This is a genomic window from Cellulomonas sp. McL0617, assembly GCF_049994875.1.
GTDB lineage: Bacteria > Actinomycetota > Actinomycetes > Actinomycetales > Cellulomonadaceae > Cellulomonas.
In genome coordinates this window covers 1,626,666-1,647,585 of sequence record NZ_CP188256.1, presented here as the reverse complement: position 1 = coordinate 1,647,585, position 20,920 = coordinate 1,626,666, and the positions used below count along the sequence as shown (strand labels likewise).

Sequence of the window (20,920 nt, the reverse complement as noted above, 5' to 3'; positions counted from 1 at the left end):
CGTTCGGCTGGACGCGGGCCACGGTCCTGGCGTCAGCGCGTCGTCACCGGCGCGCTGGTGCTCGGGCTCACGTTGGCGGCGTCGCTCGGGACGAACGTCGCGGTGTACGTGTGCGTGCCCGAGGGGAGGGTGCCGATGGCGATCCCGAGGACCACGTTCAGCCGCTTGACCACCGTGAGGCCCTCCCGGATCTCGATCGTCCCGGACGGCAGGCGACCGTTGTCCGTCGAGACCGTGACCACGGCGATCGGCGGGATGAACAGGAACCCGCGGGTGACGGACAGCCCGGTCGTGGTGGTCACCTTGCGCACCGTCACGGTGACGGGCGCCGACGACGAGCCGGTCACCGTGGCATCACCCGCGAACCGGGCGACCACCGGGTAGGTGCCCGCCGGCGTCGTGGCCGGCAGCCGGTAGGTGGCCGTGCCGCCGCTGAGCGGGACCGTCGCCAGCACCGTGGAGCCGGACACGAAGTCCACGCTCCCACCGACCGGCACGGGTGCCGAGACGGTCGCGGTGAGCAGCACGCGCGTGGAGGAGCCGAAGACCTGGCTCGACGGCGATGCCGTCAGCGTCGTGGTGGAGGCCGGGATGCCGGCCTTCACCGTCAGCGGCAGCGTCACGGTCGTGCCGCTCGGCGTGGCCACCAGCGTCAACGAGTGCGCACCGGCCGGTGTGGACGACGGCACGGTCACCGACACGGTCGCATTCCCGCCGCTGACCGCGGCCGACCCGATGGACGTTCCGTCGAGCCGGACGTCGAGGCTCGTGTTCTGCGGCGCGCCCAGGCTGGTCAGGTCCAGACCGGTGACCGGGAACGTGAGCGCGTCACCGGCCGTGACGGCCGAGGGCACCGACGGCACCCCCACGGCCTGGCGGGCGAAGTCGGGCGCGAGACCCGGGTGCGCCTGCAGGTACGCGATCCAGCCGTCGCGGTCGATCAGTCCCGAGTCGCGCGCGTCGGTCCCCTGGGCCACCACGCGGAAGTTGTCGCCGCCGGTGGTCAGGAACGAGAACGTGCCGATCCGGTAGGGCGCGGCCGGGTCGAGCGGGACCCCGTCGACCGTGACCGACGTGATGTGCGAGCCCGCCGGCGCCGCGGCGTCGAACGTGTACGTGACGTTGTCCGACAGCCCCAGCTGCAGGTACGGCCGCGACGGGATGGTGCCGTCGGCGTTCGTCTGCCACTGCTGCTCGAGCATCGTCTTGACCTGGGCGCCCGTGAGAGTGGTGGTCCAGAGGTTGTTGACGAACGGAAGCACCGAGTTGGCCTCGGCCGTCGTCACGACGCCGTCGGGGGCGTAGAACAGCTCCGCCCGCAGACCGCCCGGGTTGACGACGCCGATCTGGGCGCCGCCGAGGTTCGCCGGGGCCAGGGTGTCGCGCAGCGCGTTGGCCACGAGGTCGCCGAGCGACGACTCGCTCGCGCGGTCGTCGCGACCCGACGTGGTGTTGGGACCCGGTCCGACGTAGCCGGCAGGGCCGTAGGTGCCGCCGGAGTAGGCGGTGGTGATGTCGGCCGTCACCGAACCGACGGGCACGGACCCGACCGTGTCGGCGTAGGCGAGCGCGGCGTTCACGATCGTGTTGACCTGCGCGACGCGGGGGTAGGTCGCGACGAGCTGCGCGGCGAAGGCCGCCTCGTTCTGCGCGGGCGTGTTCCCCGCGACGACCGGGGCCACCAGCCGCGGGATGTTCTTCTCCGTGTGCGCGGTGACCTCGTCGGAGACGGGATCGTAGGTGAGCGTGACCTCGCCGAGGTTCTCGCCGTAGTCGCCGGTCTGGATGACCGGCCGCGTCACGCCGGCCTCGCCGGGCACCGGGGCGTCCCACGCGTACTGCTTGTGGGTGTGGCCGGTGAAGATGGCGGCCACCTCGGGCGAGGTCCCGTTGACGATCTGCGCGAACGCGCCGCCGGCCGCGACCTCCTGCTCCAACGTCGCGCCGTCCGGCGTGCCCTCGCCCGCGCCCTCGTGGTACGTCGCGACGAGGACGTCGGCCTCGCCGTTGGCCGGGTTGCCGTCGGTCAGCTCGGCGGCCACGCGGTTCACCGCGTCGACCGGGTTGCCGATGTCCAGCTGCGTGATGCCACCGGGGCTGACCAGCGACGGGGTCTCCTGGGTCACCGCCCCGATCACGCCGACCTTGACGCCGTCCAGGTCGAGGATCGTGTACTCCGGCAGCGCCGGCGTGGTGGTGCCCTTCAGGTACACGTTCGCACCCAGGTAGGCCCACTTCGCGTTCGTGCCACCCGCGATGATCCGGTTCTTCAGGTCGTCGAAGCCCTTGTCGAACTCGTGGTTGCCCACGGCCGACGCCTGCAGACCCAGGGCGTTCAGGACGTCGATGGTCGGCTGGTCCTTCTGGACCGCGGAGGCGAACAACGAGGCGCTGACGTTGTCACCGGCCGAGACGAACGCGACCGGGCTGCCTGCCGCCTCGGCGGCCGCGCGCTCCTGCTCGATGGTCCCGGCGAACTTCACCGTGTTGGTGTCGATGCGCCCGTGGAAGTCGTTGATGTCGAGGAACGTCAGCGTCTTCGGTGCGGTGCTGGTCGCCCCGGAGGACAGGCCGACGATCACCGGGTCGTGGTCGGAGGAGCGGTACTCGTCCGGAGCGTAGAACAGGGTGCCGTGGTAGTTGTAGCGGTCGTACTCGAGCGCGACGGACTCCTCGGCGTTGATCTCCCAGATGTCCGCACCGGTGGCGCGGGCCAGGGCCGGACCGTTGAGCAGGACGTGGTCGAGCGAGCCGGAGGTGCCGCCGAACGAGTACGAGTACTGCCCCGGCGCCAGCGCCGAGGCCGCGTCCGTGTAGCCGGCGTCGTAGAGGACCTGCAGCGGGTCCTCCTTGGTGTACGAGTTGAAGTCGCCGACGAGCGCGACCGACTGCGTCGAGCCCTGGATCGTCGGCACCCAGTCGCGCAGCGCGGTGGCCTGCGCCACGCGGGACGCGTTCGACGCGCCCTGGCCGTCACCGGTGTCGGCGTCGCCGGGCAGCGGACCGGCCGAGCCCTTGGACTTCAGGTGGTTCACGACGACGAGGAACGGGTCCCCACCGCCGACCGGCGTGAACGTCTGCGCGATGGGCTCGCGGGCGTTGCCGAAGGCCTGGTCGTCGCCGCTCAGCGTGCCGAGCGCGTGCGACGGGCCGGTGCGCTCGACGGCGGACTTGCGGTAGATGATCGCGTTGGTGATGACGTCCATCTGCGACACGGGCGGCAGGTCGGCGGACGACGGGACGAAGGCCCAGACGTCGCCGCCGGCCGCCGCGTTCAGCGCGTCCACGAGCGTGCCGAGCGCCTGGTCCGGCACGCCTTCCACCACCGCGGAGTTCTCGATCTCGAGGAGGCCGACGACGTCCGCGCCCAGGGCGTTGATCGCCGCGACGATCTTGTCCTGCTGGCGCTGCAGGTCGGCCGGGTCCCAGGCGCCGCGGGGGTCGCAGCCGCTCTGCACGGTCACGGGGTCACCGGTGCGGTCCTTGTACGGCACGCAGCCGGCCGTGTCGGCGCCGAGGGTGGTGAAGTAGTTGAGCACGTTGAACGAGGCGACCTTGAGGTCCCCGCCGACGGGCTCCGGGGCCGTCGTCCGGGTGTTGGCGAAGCTCACGGCCGCCGGGCCGGGAGCCGTCGGGTTCAGCGACCAGAGGTTGTTGCGGTAGTCGACGACGAGAGGCGCGGTGATCGTCGCAGCGGCGCCCACCCGGATCGGGTTCGTGAGCGAGACGTACGGCGGGGTCAGGCCGGAGTTGGCCGCCGACAGGAAGTTCGTCGACGAGCCGTCGTCCAGGACGACCGCGCGGGCGGCGTTGTCCGCGGCGGCCGCGGCGGCGGCGGGCGTCCCGGGCCGCGCGACCTCGGTCGTCTGCAGGAGCGGCGTGGTCCCGGCGGCGAGACCGACCTCGCCGTACTGGTTGGTGGAGTACGTGTCGGAGATGGTCATCGGGCCGGTCGGCAGGAAGAGCATCGACTCGAGCGCCTCGCGCGCAGCGTCGGTGGTGGGCCAGGTGCCCGAGACCGGCGTGACGGGGGCGGCCGAGGGCGGCAGCGGTGTCATGCCGCCGGCGACGACCGTGAGCTCGGTCAGGCCGCTGAACTCGCTGACCGTGCCGGTGACCTGCACGTGGTCACCGATCGCGACCGCGCCGACGGTGGCCGCCGAGTAGACGAAGACCGCGTCCGAGCCGGTGTGGGCCACGTCTCCCCCGGTGCCGGGCGTCTGGATCACGTACCCCGACAGGCCCCCGGTCGGGTAGGCGGCGGTGACGACCCCGTCGGTGCGCACGGACTGACCGACCAGCGGGGAGGCGGGTCCGGTGCCCTGGATCGCCTCGATCGTCGCGTCGACGGTGGTGCCCGGGCCGGTCGGCCCGGAGGCGGAGCTCTGGGGGGTCGGGGCGCCCGCGGTGAAGTCGGCCGCGTTGCTACCGGTGTTGGCGCCGGAGGCGTTGCGGGCCACCGACGTGGAGTTGGTCGTACCCGGCGCCGCGGACCCGGCGAACACGGTCGCCGTGCCCCAGCCGACCAGGTCCACCACCGACGGGTCGGCGGCGCAGGCCGCCGCGGACGCGCACACGAGGGTCGTCGACGAGCTCACGAGGGCGACCTTGCCCGCCGTGCCGGAGAGCGAGACCGTGCCCGACACGTCGGGCGTCGGCAGGTCGGGCTGCGTCAGGTCGGCACCCGCGGCCTCGGCCACCAGGTACGTGGCGCCGGCGGCGATCGTTCCGGACAGCGGCGTCACGCCGGTGAAGGACGTGTTCGTCGCCGATCCGTACTGGACCGACCAGCCCGTGAGGTCGACCGCCGACGTCGACGTGTTCCGCAGCTCGATGAAGTCGTGGTCGAACAGCCCGCCGGAGTTCCCGCCGCCGCCGTACACCTCGTTGATGACGACCGGCGCGGCGGACGTCACGGCTGCCTGGGCGGCACCTGCCCCGACCAACGATCCGACCAGGGCGAACCCGAGGGCGGCGGCGCCCCCGACGAGTGACTTCAGGGGTGGGCGCACGTCGGACGTCTCCTTCGTCGAGGGCTCGGCGGCTGCTGGTGGCCGACCGGGCCCCACATTGGGGGAATGTCCGGAACGTCGCAACTACTGGCGAGTAACCATTGGGTGAACTCGTCCTATGACTTGGTTCTCAAAGCGTGTGACCAGCGCGTTCACAGAAACGGGCTCCGAGACGGCCGGTCGGCCGTCGCGGAGCCCGTTCACTGGGCGGACGTTCTCGTCTCAGGCGCGCAGGGTCGCACCGAACCTGCGGTGGGCCTCCGCGACGACAGCCTCGCGGACGGCGGCGGCCTCCTGAGCGGTCAGCGTCCGGTCGTCAGCGCGCAGTCGCAGGGCGAACGCGAGCGACCGGTTGCCGGCGCCGACCTGCTCACCCTCGAACACGTCGAAGAGCCGGATGTCCTCGACCACGTCGCCGGCCGGTGACGCGACCGCCCCGACCCGGACCGCGTCGAGCACGTCCGCGGCGGGCACGTCGGCTGGGACCACGAGGGCGATGTCCTCCTTGGCCACGGGGAACGTCGAGACCGCCCACGCCTGGTAGGGCTCGGCCGGTGCCGCGGCGAGCAGGGCGTCGAGGTCGAGCTCGAACGCGACGGCCCGGGCGGGCAGCCCGTGCGCGGCGACCACGTTCGGGTGCAGCTCCCCCGCGAACCCGAGGGACACGTCGCCGACCGACAGCCGGGCGCACCGTCCCGGGTGCCACGGCAGGTGGTCGGCGTCGGCCGTGACGGTGAGCTCGACGCCGACGACGTCGGCCACCAGTCGGGCCGCGGCGAGCGCGTCGGTGTGGTCCGCGCGACGGCCCGGACCCCACCAGCCCGCGGGCTCGCGCGCGCCGGCGAGCACGCCGGCCACCCGCTGCGGCTGCGGCGGGATGGCTGCGTCGATGGCGGCGAGCTGGGCGTCGGACGGCCGGATCCCCCCGGGCAGCCTCGGGGCCGGCGGCGCGTCCGCCAGGGGGCGGGTGACCAGGCCCGTCTCGAAGATCGCCACGTCGGTCGCCCCCCGACCGACGTTGCGCCGCGCCGTGTCCAGCAGCGTGACGAGCAGCGTCGTCCGCATGAAGGGCTGCTCGTCGGACAGCGGGTTGACCAGGCGCACCGCGCGTCGCCGGGCGTCGTCGGGCGGCACGCCGAGCGCGTCCAGCTGCTCGGTGCCCATGAACGGGTACGACAGCACCTGGACCAGACCCGACTCCGCGAGCGCACGGGCGACCGACCGACGCGTGCGCTGGCCCGGCGTCAGCCCGCGTCCGCCGGGTGCCGACGGCAGGATCGACGGGATCGCGTCGTAGCCGCGCAGCCGCGCGACCTCCTCGACGAGGTCCACGCCGACGAGCAGGTCGGGCCGCCACGACGGCGGCGTGACCCGCACGGCGTCGGGCCCGGCCGTCTCGACGACGCAGCCGATCGAGACCAGCACGTCGCGGACCTCGTCGGGCGTGTAGTCGACGCCCACCAACCGGGCGGGCAGGTCGAGCGGGAGCACGAACGACTGCGGCGGGACCACGTCGAACACGTCCGTCACCTCGGCGTCCGGGACGCCGCCGCCGTGCTCGACGAGCAGCGCGACGGTGCGGGCGACGGCGACGCGCGGCAGCAGCGGGTCAGCCCCGCGCTCGAACCGCTTGGCGGCCTCGGAGGGCAGCTTGTGCCGGCGGGCCGTCCGGGCGACCGTGATCGGGTCGAAGTGCGCGGCCTCGATGAGCAGGTCGGTGGTATCCGGGCCGACCTCGCTGTCGCCGCCGCCCATGACTGCGGCCAGGCCGATGACCCGAGAGGAGCGCACGCCGTCGGGGCTGTCGGTGATGACCAGGTCCTCGGGGTCGAGCGCGCGCTCGACGTCGTCGAGGGTCCGGATCTTCTCGCCGCTCACGGCCCTGCGCACGACGATCGGCGCCGCGACCTTGGCCAGGTCGTAGGCGTGCAGCGGTTGCCCCAGGTCGAGCATCACGTAGTTGGTGACGTCGACGGCGAGGTTGATGGGTCGCATCCCCGCCTGCTGCAGCCGCTGCTGCATCCATCGCGGCGACGGGTCGTTGGCGCGCACCCCGCGGACAACCTGGGCGACGAACCGGTCGGCGCCGGGCACCCCGTTGATCGGCGCGGCGTCGTCGATCTCGACGGCGAAGCCGCCGCCCGCGACGGGCAGCGGGCTCGTCGGCAGCCCGTGGTCCGTGAACCGCGCTCCCGTGGAGAGGCTGTACTCCCGGGCGACGCCGCGCATGGAGAAGCAGTAGCCGCGGTCGGGAGTCACGTTGATCTCGAGGACCTCCTCGCCGAGCCCGAGCAGCTCGCGTGCGTCCGTCCCGGGCGCCGCCTCGATGCCCAGGCGTGAGAGCACGATGATGCCGGCGTGGTCGTCGCCGAGGCCCAGCTCGCGCTGGGAGCAGATCATGCCGTCGGACACGTGCCCGTACGTCTTGCGCGACGCGATGGGGAACGGTCCGGGCAGCACGGCGCCGGGCAGCGCGACGACGACCGAGTCGCCGACCTCGAAGTTGTGCGCGCCGCAGACGATGCCCCGCGGCGCGCCGCCCGGCTCGTTGTGCTCGGGCCCGACCTCGACGCGGCACCAGTTGATCGTCTTGCCGTTCTTCTGCTCCTCGGGCGTTCGCTCGACGACGAGCCCGACGACCAGCGGACCGGACACGGCCGCGGGGAGGATCGCCTCCTCCTCCAGACCGACACGCACGAGGTCGGCCGCCAGCTGCTCGGCGGAGAGGTCCGCCGGGATCTCGACGTGCTCGCCGAGCCACGTCAGGGGGATGCGCGGCATCAGATCTCCGTCCCGAACTGGGCGGAGAAGCGGATGTCGCCCTCCACCATGTCGTGCATGTCCGCGATCCCGTGCCGCAGCATCAGGGTCCGCTCGATCCCCATCCCGAACGCGAAGCCCGAGTAGACGTCCGGGTCGATCCCGCACGCGCGCAGCACGTTGGGGTTGACCATCCCGCAGCCGCCCCACTCGATCCAGCCTGCGCCGCCCTTCTTCTGCGGGAACCAGAGGTCCATCTCGGCGCTGGGTTCGGTGAACGGGAAGAACGACGGCCGCAGGCGGGTGCGGGCCTCCGGCCCGAAGATCGCCTGGGCGAAGTGGTCGAGAGTGCCCTTGAGGTTGGCCATCGTCAGGCCCTTGTCGACCGCGAGGCCCTCCACCTGGTGGAACACGGGCGTGTGCGTGGCGTCGAGCTCGTCGGTGCGGAACACCTTGCCGGGGCAGGCGATGTAGACGGGCAGGTCCCGCTCCAGCAGCGTCCGCGCCTGGACCGGGGACGTGTGGGTGCGCAGCACGAGACCGGGAGTGTCGACGAAGAACGTGTCCTGCATCTGCCGCGCCGGGTGGTCGACGCCGAAGTTGAGCGCGTCGAAGTTGAACCACTCCGACTCGAGCTCGGGGCCCTCGGCGATCTCCCAGCCCATCGCGACGAAGATGTCCGCGATGCGCTCCGACAGAGCGTCCAGCGGATGCCGGGACCCGCGCGGGTGGCGGTCGGTGGGCAGGGTGACGTCGACGGACTCCTCGACGAGGACGCGGGCGTCGCGCTCGGCCTCGAGCTCGGCCTGCCGGTCGGCCAGCGCGCGTCCGAGGCGCGCCTTGGCCTGACCCAGCAGCTTGCCGGCGGTGGCCTTGTCGGCCGGTGCCAGGCCGCCGATCGCACGGTTGGCCAGCGCGATCGGGCTGCGCTCCCCCACGTGCTCCAGACGGGCGGTCTTCAGGGCGTCCAGGTCGGTCGCCGCGTCGAGCGCCTTGAGGGCGGCCTCCACGGCGGCGTCGATGCCCGGAGCATCGAGCGGGGACAGGGCGGTGTCGTCGGACATCCTGACCTTCCAAGAGTTTCTCAGCGCGGCGATCGGCCCGGAAGCGTGCGCGTCCGAGCCGGCGGACAAGTCTAGAGGCGCCCGATCCGGGGGTGGGCGGCCGGTCCAGCGATGGACGGCCCGCTCAGGTGCGCGTCAGAGGCGCAGCCCGGGAACGGGCCCGGGAAATCGGCGACCGTCGGCCGCCTGCGCACGCGCTGTCATGTGCCCATCCTGCCACGCGAGGCCAGCGCGAACTGCTCCACCACCTCGTACAGCGGCCCACCCCCGCGGCCCGCACCCGGCTGCGAGGACATCAGCAGGATCTCGCCGACCTCCCAGCGCGGCCCCTCGTACACGGCCAGCGCCCGCACGATGCCGTCGGCCACCTCGACCTCGCGGTCCGGCTCGGGCCCCGGACGCCCCCGTGTGTTCGTCGACGACCCCCGCCTCGGCGGCCGGCTCCCCGGCCGCACGCGGCCGACCGTCAGGTGCGCGCGTTCGCGTGCCCGCCGGTCCGGCACGTCTCCGGCGTCGACGCAGCCCGAGCTCACGACCCGTTGGGTCTCGACGTCCCCCCCGACGCCGATCCACAGCGTGCGGTGCGAGAACACGCCCGCACCGCGCAGCGTCAGCTCGTACGGCTCGACGCGCGCTGCCAGCTCGGCCAGACCGGCCGCCAGCGCCGGCAGCGACCCGTCGGGCAGGTCACCGTAGAAGGCGGTGGTCAGGTGCCACGTCTCTCGTGCCGACCAGCGGACCGCCTGCGACAGCCCCGACGGCGCACCGCGCACCGCGCCGAGCGCGACGTCCAGGTGGTCGAGCACGTGCTCGGGCGGCCACACCGCGGCGAACAGCCTCACCGGTGTGCCCGCGCGCTCGCGTACAGACAGACCGTCGCCGCGGTGGCCAGGTTGAGCGACTCGGCACGTCCGCGGATCGGCACGCGCACGACGGCGTCGGCCAGCGCACGGTCCTCGTCGCGCAGCCCCCACGCCTCGTTGCCGAAGAGCCAGGCGGTGGGCCGACTCAGGTCGGGGACGCCGTCCTCCGTCGCGCCGACCACGTCCAGGAGGTCGTCGAGATCGAACGGGCCGACCCCGTCGGCGGCCAGCACGAGAAGGCCCGCCGCGCGCAGGTGGTCGATCGTCGTCGCCAGGTCCGCGCCCATGATCACGGGCAGGTGGAAGAGCGACCCGGCCGTCGACCGCACGACCTTCGGGTTGTGCACGTCGACGCTCTCGCCGGTCAGCACGGCCGCGTCCGCGCCGGCCGCGTCGGCCGCGCGGATCACCGTCCCCGCGTTGCCGGGGTCGCGCACGTTGGCCAGGATCGCGACCAGCCGCGGGGCCTCGAGCTCGCCCAGCGTGTGTGCGGTGAGCGCCACGACCGCCACCACCTGCTGGCCGTCCGGGCTCATCGCGTCGAGGACCTCGAGCGTCCCGACGGACACCCGGATCCCCCGGTCCTGCGCGCCGAGCACGATCTCGGGGTACCGCTGCGCCGACTCGGTCGTCACGTACACGTCGTGCACGTCCGCCCCCGCCAGCACGGCCTCCCGGACGGCCTGCGGACCTTCGACGACGAACCGCCCGGCCCGTTGCCGCACCGCACGGTTGCTCAGCGACCGGACGGCCTTGACGCGCTCGGCCCGAGGATTCGTCAGGGTGGGAGTGCTCACCAGGACATCATCGCGTGCCCGGGCTTCGTGCCGGGTCCATGATCCCGGGCCCTCGCCGGTCCGGGTCGAACAGCTCGGCGAGGTCCGACCAGAAGGGGATCCTCAACGGTCGCCGCGAGGTGCCGGGATCCTGGGCGGCGAACACGCGGCCGGCGTAGTCGTAGAGGTCCCGCCCGACGACCGAGACCGTGGTGCGGTCGACCAGGAACACCGGGCACCGCGCACGACGGTCACCGGCCGGGACGTAGCACTGCGCGAACAGCGGGACGAGCGTCGGGACGTTCGCGAGCTGTCCCCGGGCCACCGCCTCGCGCTGCTCGTCGACGTCGGGCCGAATGCCCCAGTCCGCCGGCCAGAAGTCGTGCTCCAGCACGTCGGCAACGACGCCGTCGACCGGCACCCGCAGCCGCGCCCGGAGGGTCCGCGCCGCACCGTCGCGCCAGTTGGCCCAGTACCGGCCCGTCGGCACGCCGAAGCGCAGGAAGTCGCGGTGGACCGCCTCGAACCGGAACCCGAACCGCCGCTCGATGTCGTCGAGCTGGAAGTCACCCAGTCCCGGGGTCATCGGCTCGCCGCCGTACGACATCATCGGCGTTCCTGGCCACGTCCTCGACGGACACGGTCGGACGAGCCAGACCATCGGACGCACGACGTGCCTCGGCCACCGGCTCAGGCGCGGTTCGTCGACGACTGCACGAGCCGGAGCCTAGCGAGCACGACGAAGCCCCCGGAAGGTCCCGCTCAGAAGAGCGGCCCCGCGGGGGCTTCGGGTACACCGACCCGCCGCCCGGCTCCGACGAGGGAGCACTGGGCGGTCGGGCTCAGCGAACGAGGGTCACGCAGCCTTCGGCGCGTTGACGTCCTCGGGCAGGGCGGCCTTGGCGGCGGCCACGAGCGTGTTGAACGTCGCGGCGTCGTTCACGGCGAGGTCGGCCAGCACGCGGCGGTCCACCTCGATGCCCGCGAGCTTGAGGCCCTGGATCAGGCGGTTGTAGGTCAGGCCCTGCTCGCGTGCAGCGGCGTTGATCCGCTGGATCCACAGCTTGCGGAAGTCCTGCTTGCGGACCTTGCGGTCGCGGTAGGAGTAGACGAGGGAGTGGGTGACCTGCTCCTTCGCCTTCCGGTACAGACGCGAACGCTGGCCGCGGTAGCCGGCGGCGCGCTCGAGGGTTGTCCGGCGCTTCTTCTGGGCGTTTACTGCCCGCTTCACGCGTGCCACGTGATGCTCCTTGCTGGTCTCGGGCTCGGGATGGGTGACCGGGGCGCTGGTGCGCCCCCGCGGTCACTTACCGAGCAGCTTCTTGATGCGGGGGGCGTCGGCAGGAGAGACGACGAGGTCGCCGGCGAGGCGGCGGGTGCGACGGCTCGACTTGTGCTCGAGCAGGTGGCGGGCGCCGGCCTGCTCGCGCATGAGCTTGCCGGTCCCGGTCACCCGGAAGCGCTTCTTGGCACCGGAGTGCGTCTTGTTCTTCGGCATGGCTGCCGTGTCTCCTTGTCGTTACATCGCACGGGATCGTGCGACTCGTCTGGTGCGGTCCGACCGGTGGGTCAGCCCGTCCGTTCGTTCGGGTTAGCTGGCCTCTTCCGAGGCCGTCGTGCTGGTCTTCGCTGGTCCGGCCGGACCGGGACGCGGCGCCGCGGGGCGGGGCGTTCCGGCAGGCTTCGGCGTGGCCGACTTCGCAGCCGCCGTCGATCCCGCGGACGCGGGGCTCGGGGCGGGCGACGATGCGGCGGTCGTGGTCGGCCGAGGGGCCGAGGTGGTGCTCGGGCGTGCTGCGGCCGCGGGACGCGGTGCAGCAGCCGGGCGGGGTGCGGCCGCGGCCGGGCGGGGCGCCGCGGCGGGTCGGGGCGCAGCGGCCGGGCGGGGCGCCGCGGCGGGGCGGGGCCCAGCGGCCGGGCGGGAGGCTGCGGCCGGGCGAGGCGTGACCGGAGTCGCCGGCGTCTCGACGACGACGGCCTCGGTCTGAACCGTCTCGACGGCCTCGACGGCCTCGACCGTCTCGACGACCGCCGGGACGGGCGCGACGACCGGCGTCTCGACGACGGCCGGAGCCTCGTCGGGAGCGTCGACCTGCGCGGCCTTCTGCGCGGCGGCTGCCGCGTTCGCCTCGCGCTGAGCAGCAGCCTGCGCCGCGCGACGCTGCTCCTGCTTCTGGTCGGCCTTCTTCTTGTTCGGCCCGAGCACCATGATCATGTTGCGGCCGTCCTGCTTCGGCATGCTCTCGATGAAACCGAGCTCCGAGACGTCGTCGGCGAGCCGCTGCAGCAGGCGGACGCCCATCTCCGGGCGCGACTGCTCGCGGCCACGGAACATGATCATGACCTTGACCTTGTCGCCGGCCGTGAGGAACCGCTCGACGTGGCCCTTCTTGGTGCCGTAGTCGTGCGGGTCGATCTTCAGCCGGAAGCGGATCTCCTTGAGGACCGTGTTGGTCTGGTTCCGCCGGGCCTCGCGGGCCTTCATGTCTGCCTCGTACTTGAACTTGCCGTAGTCCATGATCTTGCAGACGGGCGGACGAGCGTCAGGTGCCACCTCGACGAGGTCGAGGTCGGCGTCCTGGGCCAGGCGCAGGGCGTCCTCCACGCGCACGATGCCGACCTGCTCGCCGTTGGGGCCGACCAGGCGGACCTCGGCTACGCGGATCCGATCGTTGATGCGGGGCTCGCTGATGTGGTGCTCCTCAGGTTCGTGGTGTGGACCGCCAGGAACGAGGAAGGCCCCCGTCCTGGTCACAGGAGGAGGCCCCGACAAGTCCGCTACGCAGGCACGGCCGTGGCCATGCTCACGCGACCGGGAGCGGCTGATGCCGTCCGGTGCGGACTGTGACCCGGACTCTGTCGTCGCTGCGATCGAAAGATCACATCGAACAGGTGAGACCAAGGTGGGAGAGGACTCCACTTGTGCGCCTGAGCGTCCGCGAACGGCAGCCCAGGTCAGTCAGCGGTCAAGATTAGCAGAGCAACGCGCGCGGGCCGAATCGGACCGATCCCTGCCGAACGCTCCCCGGCCGGCCGTGCCCCTCGTGGTGAGACCATCTACCCATGTCGCAGAGCACCGACCCCACCGCCGACGCCACCCGGGACATCGCGGACGTCGCCGCCGTCGAGGTCATCACCACGGCCGCGGTCCACCTCATGAGCGCCGCCGCCGTGAAGTGCGGGCTGGCCGAGGACGGACCGACCGGCGCAGGCGCCGACTACCTGGACCTCGACGAGGCCCGCAAGCTCATCACGGCGCTCGCCGCGCTCGTCACCGCGTCGGCACCGGACATCGGCAACCAGCATGCCCGCTCGCTGCGGGACGGGCTGCGCTCCCTGCAGCTGGCGTTCCGCGAGGCGTCCCCGTTCCCCGACGCACCCGGCGACGGGCCCGGCGAGAAGTTCACCGGCTCGGTCGTCTGACCAGCGTCCGGTCACCGTCGCGCTCGCGCCGGCGGGCCGCGCGCGGGCGCAGGCCGTGTCGCACGGAGTGCCGACGAGCGTCGGCCGAGACGGACCTCGGCAGACGTGGCGGCTCGGCGGGACGCGTCGGTGCCTCGAGAACCGGGCGGGCCGTTCGGCCCCGTCCGATCCGCAGCGCGACCAGGCCGGTCACGGCGATGCCCCCGCCCACGACGGCCGCCGTCAAGAACCCCGCACCGGGGACGGTCCGATCGATGACGGCTCCGCACAGGGGCGCCCCGAGCGCGTTGCCGACCGTCGACATCGTGCCGCTCCAGCCCATGACCTCGCCGCGACGGCGCTCGGGCACGAGCCGCACCAGGGTGGCGTTGATCGACGAGAGCGCCGGCGCGCACGGGAGGCCGGCGACGACGACCGCGAGCGCGAGCCAGACCTGCCCGTGCACGAAGGCGGCCGGGACCGTGGCCAGCGCGAGGACCGCGACGAGCACCAGCGGCGAGGGAGTGCGGCGGGCCGTCCCGTGGATCAGGCCGCCGATCACCGAGCCCCCCGCCCACAGGGCGATCATCCAGCCGACGTCCTGCGGGCGGCCGGCGTCGTTGAGGGTGGCGACGAGCGACACGTCGGTGCCGACGAGGACGAACGCGGCCGCGACCGCGGCGAGCAGGACGACGATCAGCGCGGGCGTCAGCAGCCGACCCGGCGGGGCGTCGTCGGACGGCTGGACGCTGACCGCTGACCGGGTAGGCGGGTTCGCCCACATCAGGAGCAGACCGGCGAGGACGGTGAGGGACCCCACGACCGTCAGGGCGACCACGGTGGACGCCTGCGTCGCCAGGAGGACACCGACCACGGGCGAGAGCATGAACGTGAGCTCGACGGCGACCGAGTCCAGCGCGAACGCCGGCCGCTGGTGCTGGATGGGCACCAGGACGGACAGCGACTGCCGCGACACCGAGAACACCGGCACCAGGAACAGGCCACCCAGGAACACCGCACCGATGAGCGCCTGGTACGACAGGTGCGGCGCGGCGAACCAGACCGCCGACTCCACGACGACCGACGGCGCGATCGCGCGACGCAGACCGAACCGGTCGACGAGCCGGCCGCGCCACGGTGCCCCGAGGGCCATGCCGATCGTGGCCGCACCGACGACGACCCCGGCCTCGGCATAGCCGCGACCGAGGCTGGTGACCACGTGCAGGGTCAGGACGATCCCGATCATCGCGGCCGGGATCCGGGCGACGAAGGACACGACGAAGAGGCGCGCGACGCCGGGCAGGCGCAGCACATCTCCATAGGTCGTGGTGGGCATGTCCACGATTGTGCGGGGTGCGCCGACCCGGCCTCGCGCTGATTTCGGTACGACCCGGACATCGGGAGGTCGGTGTGGTGAAGACCACACGGTGCCGGCTCCTATCCTGGGCGGATGGCGCCGCAGGACCCGATCGTCGGCTGGCCGGCGGAGCCGGAGCAGCCCGCTCCCCGCGCTCGTCGGCGTCCGCGCACGGCGGTCGTCGTCCTGTCGGCGGTCCTCGTGCTGGTGCTCGTCGGCACAGGTCTCGTGCTCGCGCGGATGCTCGCGACGACGCGCGCGTGGCAGGAGTCGAGCGCCGGCTGGGAGCGTCTGGCCACGCAGGGCGCCACCGACCTGGCCAGCACGCAGGGCGACCTCGCGACCGCCCAGTCGGAGCTCGACACGACCACCGCACAGCTCGCGACGGCGCAGACGCGCATCACGGACCTCGCCAACGAGAAGGCCCAGCTGGGCGACACGAACGCGACGCAGCAGGAGCTCGCCGACTACCAGGCCCGGGTCTCGCAGGCGGCAGGTCAGGTGGCCACGGCGCTGGCCGCGTGCATCACGGGCCAGCAGAAGCTCATCGGGTACCTCCAGGAGTCTCAGAAGTACGACACCGCACAGCTCACGCAGTTCGGGCAGGACGTCGCGACCGTGTGCAGCCAGGCCACCGCCGCGAACACCGCCCTGCAGGCCGAGCTCAAGCGATGATCCGACGGCTGGTCGGGATCGCCGTCGTCGGCCTCCTCGCCGGCTGCAGCGCACTGCCCGCGATGCCCGCCCCGGTGCCGACCCGGGTCGAGCCGAGCATGGGGCCCGTCCCGGCGCCGAGCTCGTCGGGCAACCTCTCCCCCGACGGCTTCGACACCGCGCAGCGGATCGCCGTGCGCATCCGCAACATCGGGTGCGGTGCGCTGTCGACGGGGTCCGGCTTCGCGATCGACGACCACACCGTCATCACGAACCGGCACGTCGTAGCGGACACCTCGACGCTCCAGGTGAGCACGTACGACGGACGCGACGTGACGGCGGACGAGGCGTCCACGGCCGGGCTGGCCGACCTCGCGATCGTGCGGACGACCGACACGCTGCCCGCCGCTCCGGCTCTCGCCGACGCCGATGCCCAGATCGGCGACGCCGTGACCGTCGTCGGCTATCCCCTGGGCCGGGCGCTGACGGTGACGCCCGGGCACGTCGTGGATCGCCGGACGGACCCCCTGAACGAGAACCTCGGCCAGGTGCTGGTCACCGATGCGCCCGTCGAGCCGGGCAGCTCCGGCTCGGCGGTCCTGGACGCCGACGGGCGGGTGGTCGGGGTGGTCTACGCGAAGGACCAGAACGGGCACAGCTTTGTGGTGCCCGTGAGCACTTTGCGGGCCATGCTGGACGACGACACGGCGTTCACACCGCTGACGCCCTGCACCAGCTGACCGACCGGAGGACGACCATGGCAACCCCGCGCTTCGACCCGTCGACCCTGACCAACGCAGCGAACGAGTCCTTCGCGGTCCGGCGTGTGTTCGGGGAGGCCTACGAGCGCGGCGGGACGCTCGTCATCCCCGTGGCGCGCGTCTGGGGCGCGACCGGCTCGGGCTCGGGCGGCGGCGAGATGTCCGTCCCGCACCACGCCGAGGACGGGGCCGAGGAGAAGGGCGCGAACGAGGGCCACGGGGGCGGCGGCGGGTACGCGACGCACGTCAAGGCGGTCGGCGTCTTCGTCGTCGACGACACCGGCACGCACTGGCAGCCGACGCTCGACGTCAACCGGGTGATCCTCGGTGGCCAGCTGGTCGCGGCCGCCGTGCTGACCGTGTGCGCGCTGGCGTGGGCGGTCAAGCGGCGCTAGCGGGCCGCGCGGGGCCGCAGCTCGAGCGAGTCGACGCGCGTGGCGACCAGCTCGACGCCCGCCAGCGCCGCGTTGACGCCGGCCAGCACCGCGTCCAGACCCGCGCGGTCCAGGCCGGCCACCAGGTCCACGACGACGGCGACCTCCGCCCGGGTCCCCGCGACCGCGTCCACCGCGACGACCCCGCGCACGGGTGACACGGCCGAGACGATCGCCTCGCGGATCGACGGATCGAGCCCGCCGGGTCCCACGGCGGGGTCCCAGGCTTGCTGCTGCGCCAGCGCCCAGACCGCCGGGCGCGGCAGCAGGACGGTCGTCGGGCCGCCGGGGTCGACGACGAGCACCTCCCAGCCCTCGGTGACGGCCGAGAGCGCGGCGCGCGCGACGTCCGACGGGACCGGCCGGGCGTCGGCGCGCCAGGCCGTCATGGCGGCCACGGACGTGAACACCGGAAGCGCCCTGCGGCCGTCCGGGGCCTGCAGGGCGACGATGCCCGCCGAGGCCTCCTTGTCCACGGTGTGCGCGTGCCCGTCGTGCACGACGACGTCCTCGACCTCGAGCTCGGCGAGCACGGGGACGAGCACCCGGGTGCCGCGCAGGGCCGCCACCACGTCGGCCGTGCCGCCCCTCCCGTCCGCCACGGCCGCGAGCGCGGCCGCGACGGCGGGATCGGCCGTTCCGTCGTCGCCGGCGAAGGGCGACGACGGCGGCAGTTCACGGCCGGCCATCGTCACGGCCTGCCGGCGACGTCCAGGGCCTGCGGCAGCGTGAACGCACCCGCGTAGAGCGCCTTGCCGACGATCGAGCCCTCGACGCCGAGCGGGACCAGCGTGCGCAGCACGCGGATGTCCTCGAGGCTCGACACACCACCGGACGCGACGACGGGCGCGTCGGTCTTGGCGCACATCTGCTCGAGCAGCTCGACGTTCGGGCCGTTGAGCATGCCGTCCTTGGTCACGTCGGTGACCACGTAGCGTGCGCAGCCGGCGTCCTCGAGGCGGGCGAGGACCTCCCAGAGGTCGCCGCCGTCCTGGGTCCAGCCGCGGGCGGCCAGCGTCGTCCCGCGCACGTCCAGGCCGACCGCGATCCTGTCGCCGTAGGCCGCGATCACCCGGGCCGTCCACTCGGGGTTCTCCAGGGCCGCCGTGCCGAGGTTCATCCGGGTGGCCCCGGTGGCCAGGGCACGCTCGACGGAGGCGTCGTCGCGGATGCCGCCGGAGAGCTCGACCTTGACGCCCTTGCCCGACAGCTCGGCGGTGACCTCGGCCAGCAGCGCCGCGTTGGACCCGCGGCCGAAGGCCGCGTCGAGGTCGACCAGGTGGATCCACTCCGCGCCACCGGCATACCAGTCGAGGGCGGCCGACAGCGGGTCGCCGTAGCCCGTCTCGGTGCCGGCCGCACCCTGGGTCAGCCGGACGGCCTGACCGTCGGCGACGTCGACGGCGGGCAACAGCTGGAGGCGTTCGGTCATGCGGGCTTCTCCGTGTTCGACGAGTTCAACGAGGCGACCCAGCGGGTCAGGACGGTGGCGCCCGCGTCACCCGAGAGCTCGGGGCGCAGCTGCAGCGCGGTCAGCGGGCCGTTCTCGACCGCGGCGACGAACGGCTCGTCGTGCCGGGCCCACACGACGACCGGCGCGTTCAGCCGGGTGTCGGACGGCCAGGTCTCGAGCAGCGGGAACCGGCGCGCGGCGTACGCGTGCGCGAACCGGAAGGGGACGTCCCCGAGGCCCGCGAAGAGCGCCGACCCCTCCGGCACCTCAAGGGTCGACCAGCCGTCGTGCACGTGCTCCTCGACCGTGCCGGGCCACTCCTGCAGACCCTCGACGCCCGGACCGGTGAACATCGCGTGCAGACCGACGTCGACCGCGAGGACGGGGCGGCCGCCTGCGAGCCGGCGGTCGATCACCTGGTCGGCGCCCACCGCGCGCAGGCCGGTCAGGAGCTCCGCCAGATCGCCGTCGCCGACGATCACGAGGCCGTCGGCCTCCGAGGCAGCCTTCTTGTCGAGGCTGACGTCGACGGACGCGCCCGCACGCTCCAGCGCGGCGACGAACCCGGTGGCGTCGCCTGTGCCGTGGTCGAGGACGACGACGGTAGGGGCAGGCACGCGGCAACGGTACCCGCGGTGGCGCGCCGCCCCCGCGTCCTCCCGGTCCGCGAGACGGGCTCAGTCGTCGGTCGGTGCGCCCTTGAGCTCGGCGCTGATCTGGTCCGCGTCGAGGATCGCCAGCGCGGCGCTCAGGGTGCCCGAGCCGAACGTGCCGTCGGACCGCGCCCGCAGCAGCGCCTCGCGCTGGGCCTTGATGACGGCCAGCTGGAGCTCGAGCATCTGGTCCGTGATCACACGCGGTTCCTCCGCGGCGAAGTCGGCAGCGCGGCGCACCGAGACCGTCCGCATGCCGTCCAGGAGCCGCTGGCTGTACGGCGTCCCGTCCCGGCGCACGAGCGCCGGGTCGTCGATGAGCGCGACCGCAGCCTGCGACAGCGCCTGCAGGAGCTGCGCCCGTTCCGGGTCGTTCTCGGGCGGCCCGGACGAGCCGACGCCGAGCGCCCGGACGACCCAGGGCAGCGTCCCGCCCTGCACCAGCAGGCTCCCGGCCGCGACGACGAACGCGATCAGGATGAGGAGCGACCGCTGCGGTGTGTCCTGCGGCAGCGTCTGGGCTGCCGCGAGCGTGACCGCGCCACGCATGCCGGCCCAGACGAGCACCGTCCCCTCCTTGGCGCCCAGCGGCGACGACACCAGGTAGTCGATGTCCGCGAGGCCCCGGGTCGTGCGGCGGGTCCAGTGCCGTCGACGCCGCTCGATGCGGGGCCCCTGCGACTCGTCGGCGGCCAGCGTCTCGGTCACCTGGGCGTAGCGCTCCTTCATCCGGTCGCTCGCACCCGCGCGCTTGGCCAGCCACCAGACGAGCGGCGAGACGTACAGCGCACGGACCGCGAGGGTCAGGGCGATCGCGGCGAGGCCGAGACCGACCGCGGGCAGCGCCGAGCCACCGTGCTCGCGGGCCTGCGCCACCAGCTCCTGCAGCTCGTAGCCCATGACCAGGAATACCGCACCCTCGAGCAGCAGCTCGACCGTGCCCCAGTTCGCCTCCTCCGCGATCCGGTCCTGCGGGCGCAGGAAGCGCGGCGCCCCCTGGCCCGTGACGAGTCCCGCGACGACCGCCGCGACCAGGCCCGAGGCGCCCAGGTGCTCCGCAGGCAGGAACGCGACGAAGGGCGCGACGAACGAGACCGCGGTGTTCGCGGCCGGTTCGGGGATGGCCGCCCGGACGCGCAGGTTGAGCGACCCCACGACGACGCCGATCACCGTGGCGACCACGACCGCGTAGACGAACGAGCCGAGCACGTGCCAGAGCGAGACGGTCACGGCCGTCGCCGCGATGGCGGACCGCAGGAGCACCAGCGCCGATGCGTCGTTGAGCATGCTCTCGCCCTCGAGCACGGTGACCAGCCGCGACGACACGCCGAGCTTGCGGGTGATGGACGTCGCCACCGCGTCCGTGGGGCTGACCACCGCACCGAGCGCGATCCCCGTCGCCAGGCCGATGTCGAGCACACGTGCGAAGAACACGCCCAGGATCACGGCGCTGAGCACGACGAGCACGACGGAGAGCCCACCGATCGCGCCGAAGTCGCGCCGGAAGTCCATCCCCGGCATCGACACGGCCGACGAGTACAGCAAGGGCGGCAGGATGCCCGCCAGGATCAGCTCCGGCGGGAGGTTCAGGTCGGGCGCTCCCGGCACGAAGCTCGCCACCACGCCCAGCAGGACCAGCAGCAACGGAGCAGCGACCCCGACCTTCGGCGCCAACCGCGCGACCGCGACGATGCCGATCACGGCGACCACCAGGACGGGTGCGTACTCCAT

The 20,920-nt window shown here is 73.2% G+C and carries 18 protein-coding genes; 4 read left to right on the top strand and 14 right to left on the bottom strand.

Going from position 1 to position 20,920, the window contains the following annotated elements; genetic code table 11:
- Positions 1-32: 32 nt before the first annotated feature.
- From ACPPVS_RS07450 to infC, 9 genes are all read right to left on the bottom strand, one after another.
- Positions 33-5,012, bottom strand: coding sequence for an ExeM/NucH family extracellular endonuclease (locus ACPPVS_RS07450; RefSeq protein ID WP_426595393.1), 4,980 nt, complete (start codon positions 5,010-5,012; stop codon positions 33-35).
- A 222-nt stretch (positions 5,013-5,234) separates the two neighbouring features.
- Positions 5,235-7,793 carry a phenylalanine--tRNA ligase subunit beta gene (pheT, locus tag ACPPVS_RS07445; protein ID WP_426595392.1) on the bottom strand — a complete coding sequence of 853 codons (2,559 nt, stop codon included), beginning with the start codon at positions 7,791-7,793 and terminating at the stop codon, positions 5,235-5,237.
- Positions 7,793-8,836, bottom strand: coding sequence for a phenylalanine--tRNA ligase subunit alpha (pheS, locus tag ACPPVS_RS07440; RefSeq protein ID WP_426595391.1), 1,044 nt, complete (start codon positions 8,834-8,836; stop codon positions 7,793-7,795). The genes pheT and pheS overlap by 1 nt, the downstream gene beginning before the upstream one ends.
- 200 nt (positions 8,837-9,036) lie before the next feature.
- A complete protein-coding gene (gene thpR / locus ACPPVS_RS07435) occupies positions 9,037-9,678 on the bottom strand; it encodes an RNA 2',3'-cyclic phosphodiesterase (RefSeq protein WP_426595390.1) in 642 nt (213 codons plus the stop codon).
- Positions 9,675-10,499, bottom strand: coding sequence for a TrmH family RNA methyltransferase (locus ACPPVS_RS07430; RefSeq protein WP_426595903.1), 825 nt, complete (start codon positions 10,497-10,499; stop codon positions 9,675-9,677). The genes thpR and ACPPVS_RS07430 overlap by 4 nt, the downstream gene beginning before the upstream one ends.
- 4 nt (positions 10,500-10,503) lie before the next feature.
- Positions 10,504-11,085, bottom strand: coding sequence for a hypothetical protein (locus ACPPVS_RS07425; protein WP_426595389.1), 582 nt, complete (start codon positions 11,083-11,085; stop codon positions 10,504-10,506).
- A 246-nt stretch (positions 11,086-11,331) separates the two neighbouring features.
- A complete protein-coding gene (rplT, locus tag ACPPVS_RS07420) occupies positions 11,332-11,715 on the bottom strand; it encodes a 50S ribosomal protein L20 (RefSeq protein ID WP_028049801.1) in 384 nt (127 codons plus the stop codon).
- 63 nt (positions 11,716-11,778) lie between these two features.
- Positions 11,779-11,973, bottom strand: a complete 195-nt coding sequence (rpmI, locus tag ACPPVS_RS07415; protein ID WP_426595388.1) for a 50S ribosomal protein L35 — start codon at positions 11,971-11,973, stop codon at positions 11,779-11,781.
- A gap of 93 nt (positions 11,974-12,066) precedes the next feature.
- Positions 12,067-13,230: a translation initiation factor IF-3 gene (infC, locus tag ACPPVS_RS07410; protein WP_426595387.1), complete on the bottom strand. Its 1,164-nt coding sequence runs from the start codon at positions 13,228-13,230 to the stop codon at positions 12,067-12,069.
- A gap of 308 nt (positions 13,231-13,538) precedes the next feature.
- Here infC and ACPPVS_RS07405 point away from each other — a divergent pair, with 308 nt between their 5' ends.
- Entirely contained in the window at positions 13,539-13,898 is a 360-nt protein-coding gene (locus ACPPVS_RS07405) for a DUF1844 domain-containing protein (protein WP_426595386.1), read from the top strand.
- Here ACPPVS_RS07405 and ACPPVS_RS07400 read toward each other — a convergent pair.
- A complete protein-coding gene (locus ACPPVS_RS07400; RefSeq protein WP_426595385.1) occupies positions 13,879-15,213 on the bottom strand; it encodes an MFS transporter in 1,335 nt (444 codons plus the stop codon). The two genes, ACPPVS_RS07405 and ACPPVS_RS07400, sit on opposite strands and share 20 nt — an antisense overlap.
- Positions 15,214-15,327: 114 nt before the next feature.
- On the opposite strand from ACPPVS_RS07400, the gene ACPPVS_RS07395 reads away from it, so the two are divergent.
- From ACPPVS_RS07395 to ACPPVS_RS07385, 3 genes are read left to right on the top strand one after another with little or no spacing between them, the layout of a single operon-like run.
- A complete protein-coding gene (locus tag ACPPVS_RS07395; protein WP_426595384.1) occupies positions 15,328-15,909 on the top strand; it encodes a hypothetical protein in 582 nt (193 codons plus the stop codon).
- Positions 15,906-16,628 carry a S1C family serine protease gene (locus ACPPVS_RS07390; RefSeq protein WP_426595383.1) on the top strand — a complete coding sequence of 241 codons (723 nt, stop codon included), beginning with the start codon at positions 15,906-15,908 and terminating at the stop codon, positions 16,626-16,628. The genes ACPPVS_RS07395 and ACPPVS_RS07390 overlap by 4 nt, the downstream gene beginning before the upstream one ends.
- Positions 16,629-16,645: 17 nt before the next feature.
- Positions 16,646-17,044 carry a spore germination protein GerW family protein gene (locus tag ACPPVS_RS07385; protein WP_426595382.1) on the top strand — a complete coding sequence of 133 codons (399 nt, stop codon included), beginning with the start codon at positions 16,646-16,648 and terminating at the stop codon, positions 17,042-17,044.
- On the opposite strand, the gene ACPPVS_RS07380 is transcribed toward ACPPVS_RS07385, so the two are convergent.
- Genes ACPPVS_RS07380 through ACPPVS_RS07365 form a run of 4 tightly spaced genes read right to left on the bottom strand, consistent with a single transcriptional unit; the run spans position 17,041 to position 20,920 of the window.
- Complete coding sequence (locus ACPPVS_RS07380) at positions 17,041-17,772, bottom strand: SseB family protein (RefSeq protein ID WP_426595381.1); 732 nt, start codon at positions 17,770-17,772, stop codon at positions 17,041-17,043. The genes ACPPVS_RS07385 and ACPPVS_RS07380 overlap by 4 nt on opposite strands.
- Positions 17,773-17,774: 2 nt before the next feature.
- On the bottom strand, positions 17,775-18,515 hold the full coding sequence (gene priA, locus ACPPVS_RS07375) for a bifunctional 1-(5-phosphoribosyl)-5-((5-phosphoribosylamino)methylideneamino)imidazole-4-carboxamide isomerase/phosphoribosylanthranilate isomerase PriA (RefSeq protein ID WP_426595380.1): 741 nt from the start codon (positions 18,513-18,515) through the stop codon (positions 17,775-17,777).
- Positions 18,512-19,153 carry an imidazole glycerol phosphate synthase subunit HisH gene (locus tag ACPPVS_RS07370; RefSeq protein ID WP_426595379.1) on the bottom strand — a complete coding sequence of 214 codons (642 nt, stop codon included), beginning with the start codon at positions 19,151-19,153 and terminating at the stop codon, positions 18,512-18,514. The genes priA and ACPPVS_RS07370 overlap by 4 nt, the downstream gene beginning before the upstream one ends.
- 60 nt (positions 19,154-19,213) lie before the next feature.
- Positions 19,214-20,920, bottom strand: coding sequence for a cation:proton antiporter (locus ACPPVS_RS07365; protein ID WP_426595378.1), 1,707 nt, complete (start codon positions 20,918-20,920; stop codon positions 19,214-19,216).

Excerpts from the sequence above, each read along its gene's own strand:
- ACPPVS_RS07400 (WP_426595385.1), bottom strand. The coding sequence starts at position 15,213 with ATGCCCACCACGACCTATGGAGATGTGCTGCGCCTGCCCGGCGTCGCG.
- ACPPVS_RS07385 (WP_426595382.1), top strand. The coding sequence starts at position 16,646 with ATGGCAACCCCGCGCTTCGACCCGTCGACCCTGACCAACGCAGCGAAC.
- ACPPVS_RS07380 (WP_426595381.1), bottom strand. The coding sequence starts at position 17,772 with ATGGCCGGCCGTGAACTGCCGCCGTCGTCGCCCTTCGCCGGCGACGAC.
- rpmI (WP_426595388.1), bottom strand. The coding sequence starts at position 11,973 with ATGCCGAAGAACAAGACGCACTCCGGTGCCAAGAAGCGCTTCCGGGTG.
- ACPPVS_RS07390 (WP_426595383.1), top strand. The coding sequence starts at position 15,906 with ATGATCCGACGGCTGGTCGGGATCGCCGTCGTCGGCCTCCTCGCCGGC.
- priA (WP_426595380.1), bottom strand. The coding sequence starts at position 18,515 with ATGACCGAACGCCTCCAGCTGTTGCCCGCCGTCGACGTCGCCGACGGT.
- ACPPVS_RS07405 (WP_426595386.1), top strand. The coding sequence starts at position 13,539 with ATGTCGCAGAGCACCGACCCCACCGCCGACGCCACCCGGGACATCGCG.
- ACPPVS_RS07395 (WP_426595384.1), top strand. The coding sequence starts at position 15,328 with ATGGCGCCGCAGGACCCGATCGTCGGCTGGCCGGCGGAGCCGGAGCAG.
- ACPPVS_RS07365 (WP_426595378.1), bottom strand. The coding sequence starts at position 20,920 with ATGGAGTACGCACCCGTCCTGGTGGTCGCCGTGATCGGCATCGTCGCG.
- pheS (WP_426595391.1), bottom strand. The coding sequence starts at position 8,836 with ATGTCCGACGACACCGCCCTGTCCCCGCTCGATGCTCCGGGCATCGAC.
- pheT (WP_426595392.1), bottom strand. The coding sequence starts at position 7,793 with ATGCCGCGCATCCCCCTGACGTGGCTCGGCGAGCACGTCGAGATCCCG.
- ACPPVS_RS07425 (WP_426595389.1), bottom strand. The coding sequence starts at position 11,085 with ATGATGTCGTACGGCGGCGAGCCGATGACCCCGGGACTGGGTGACTTC.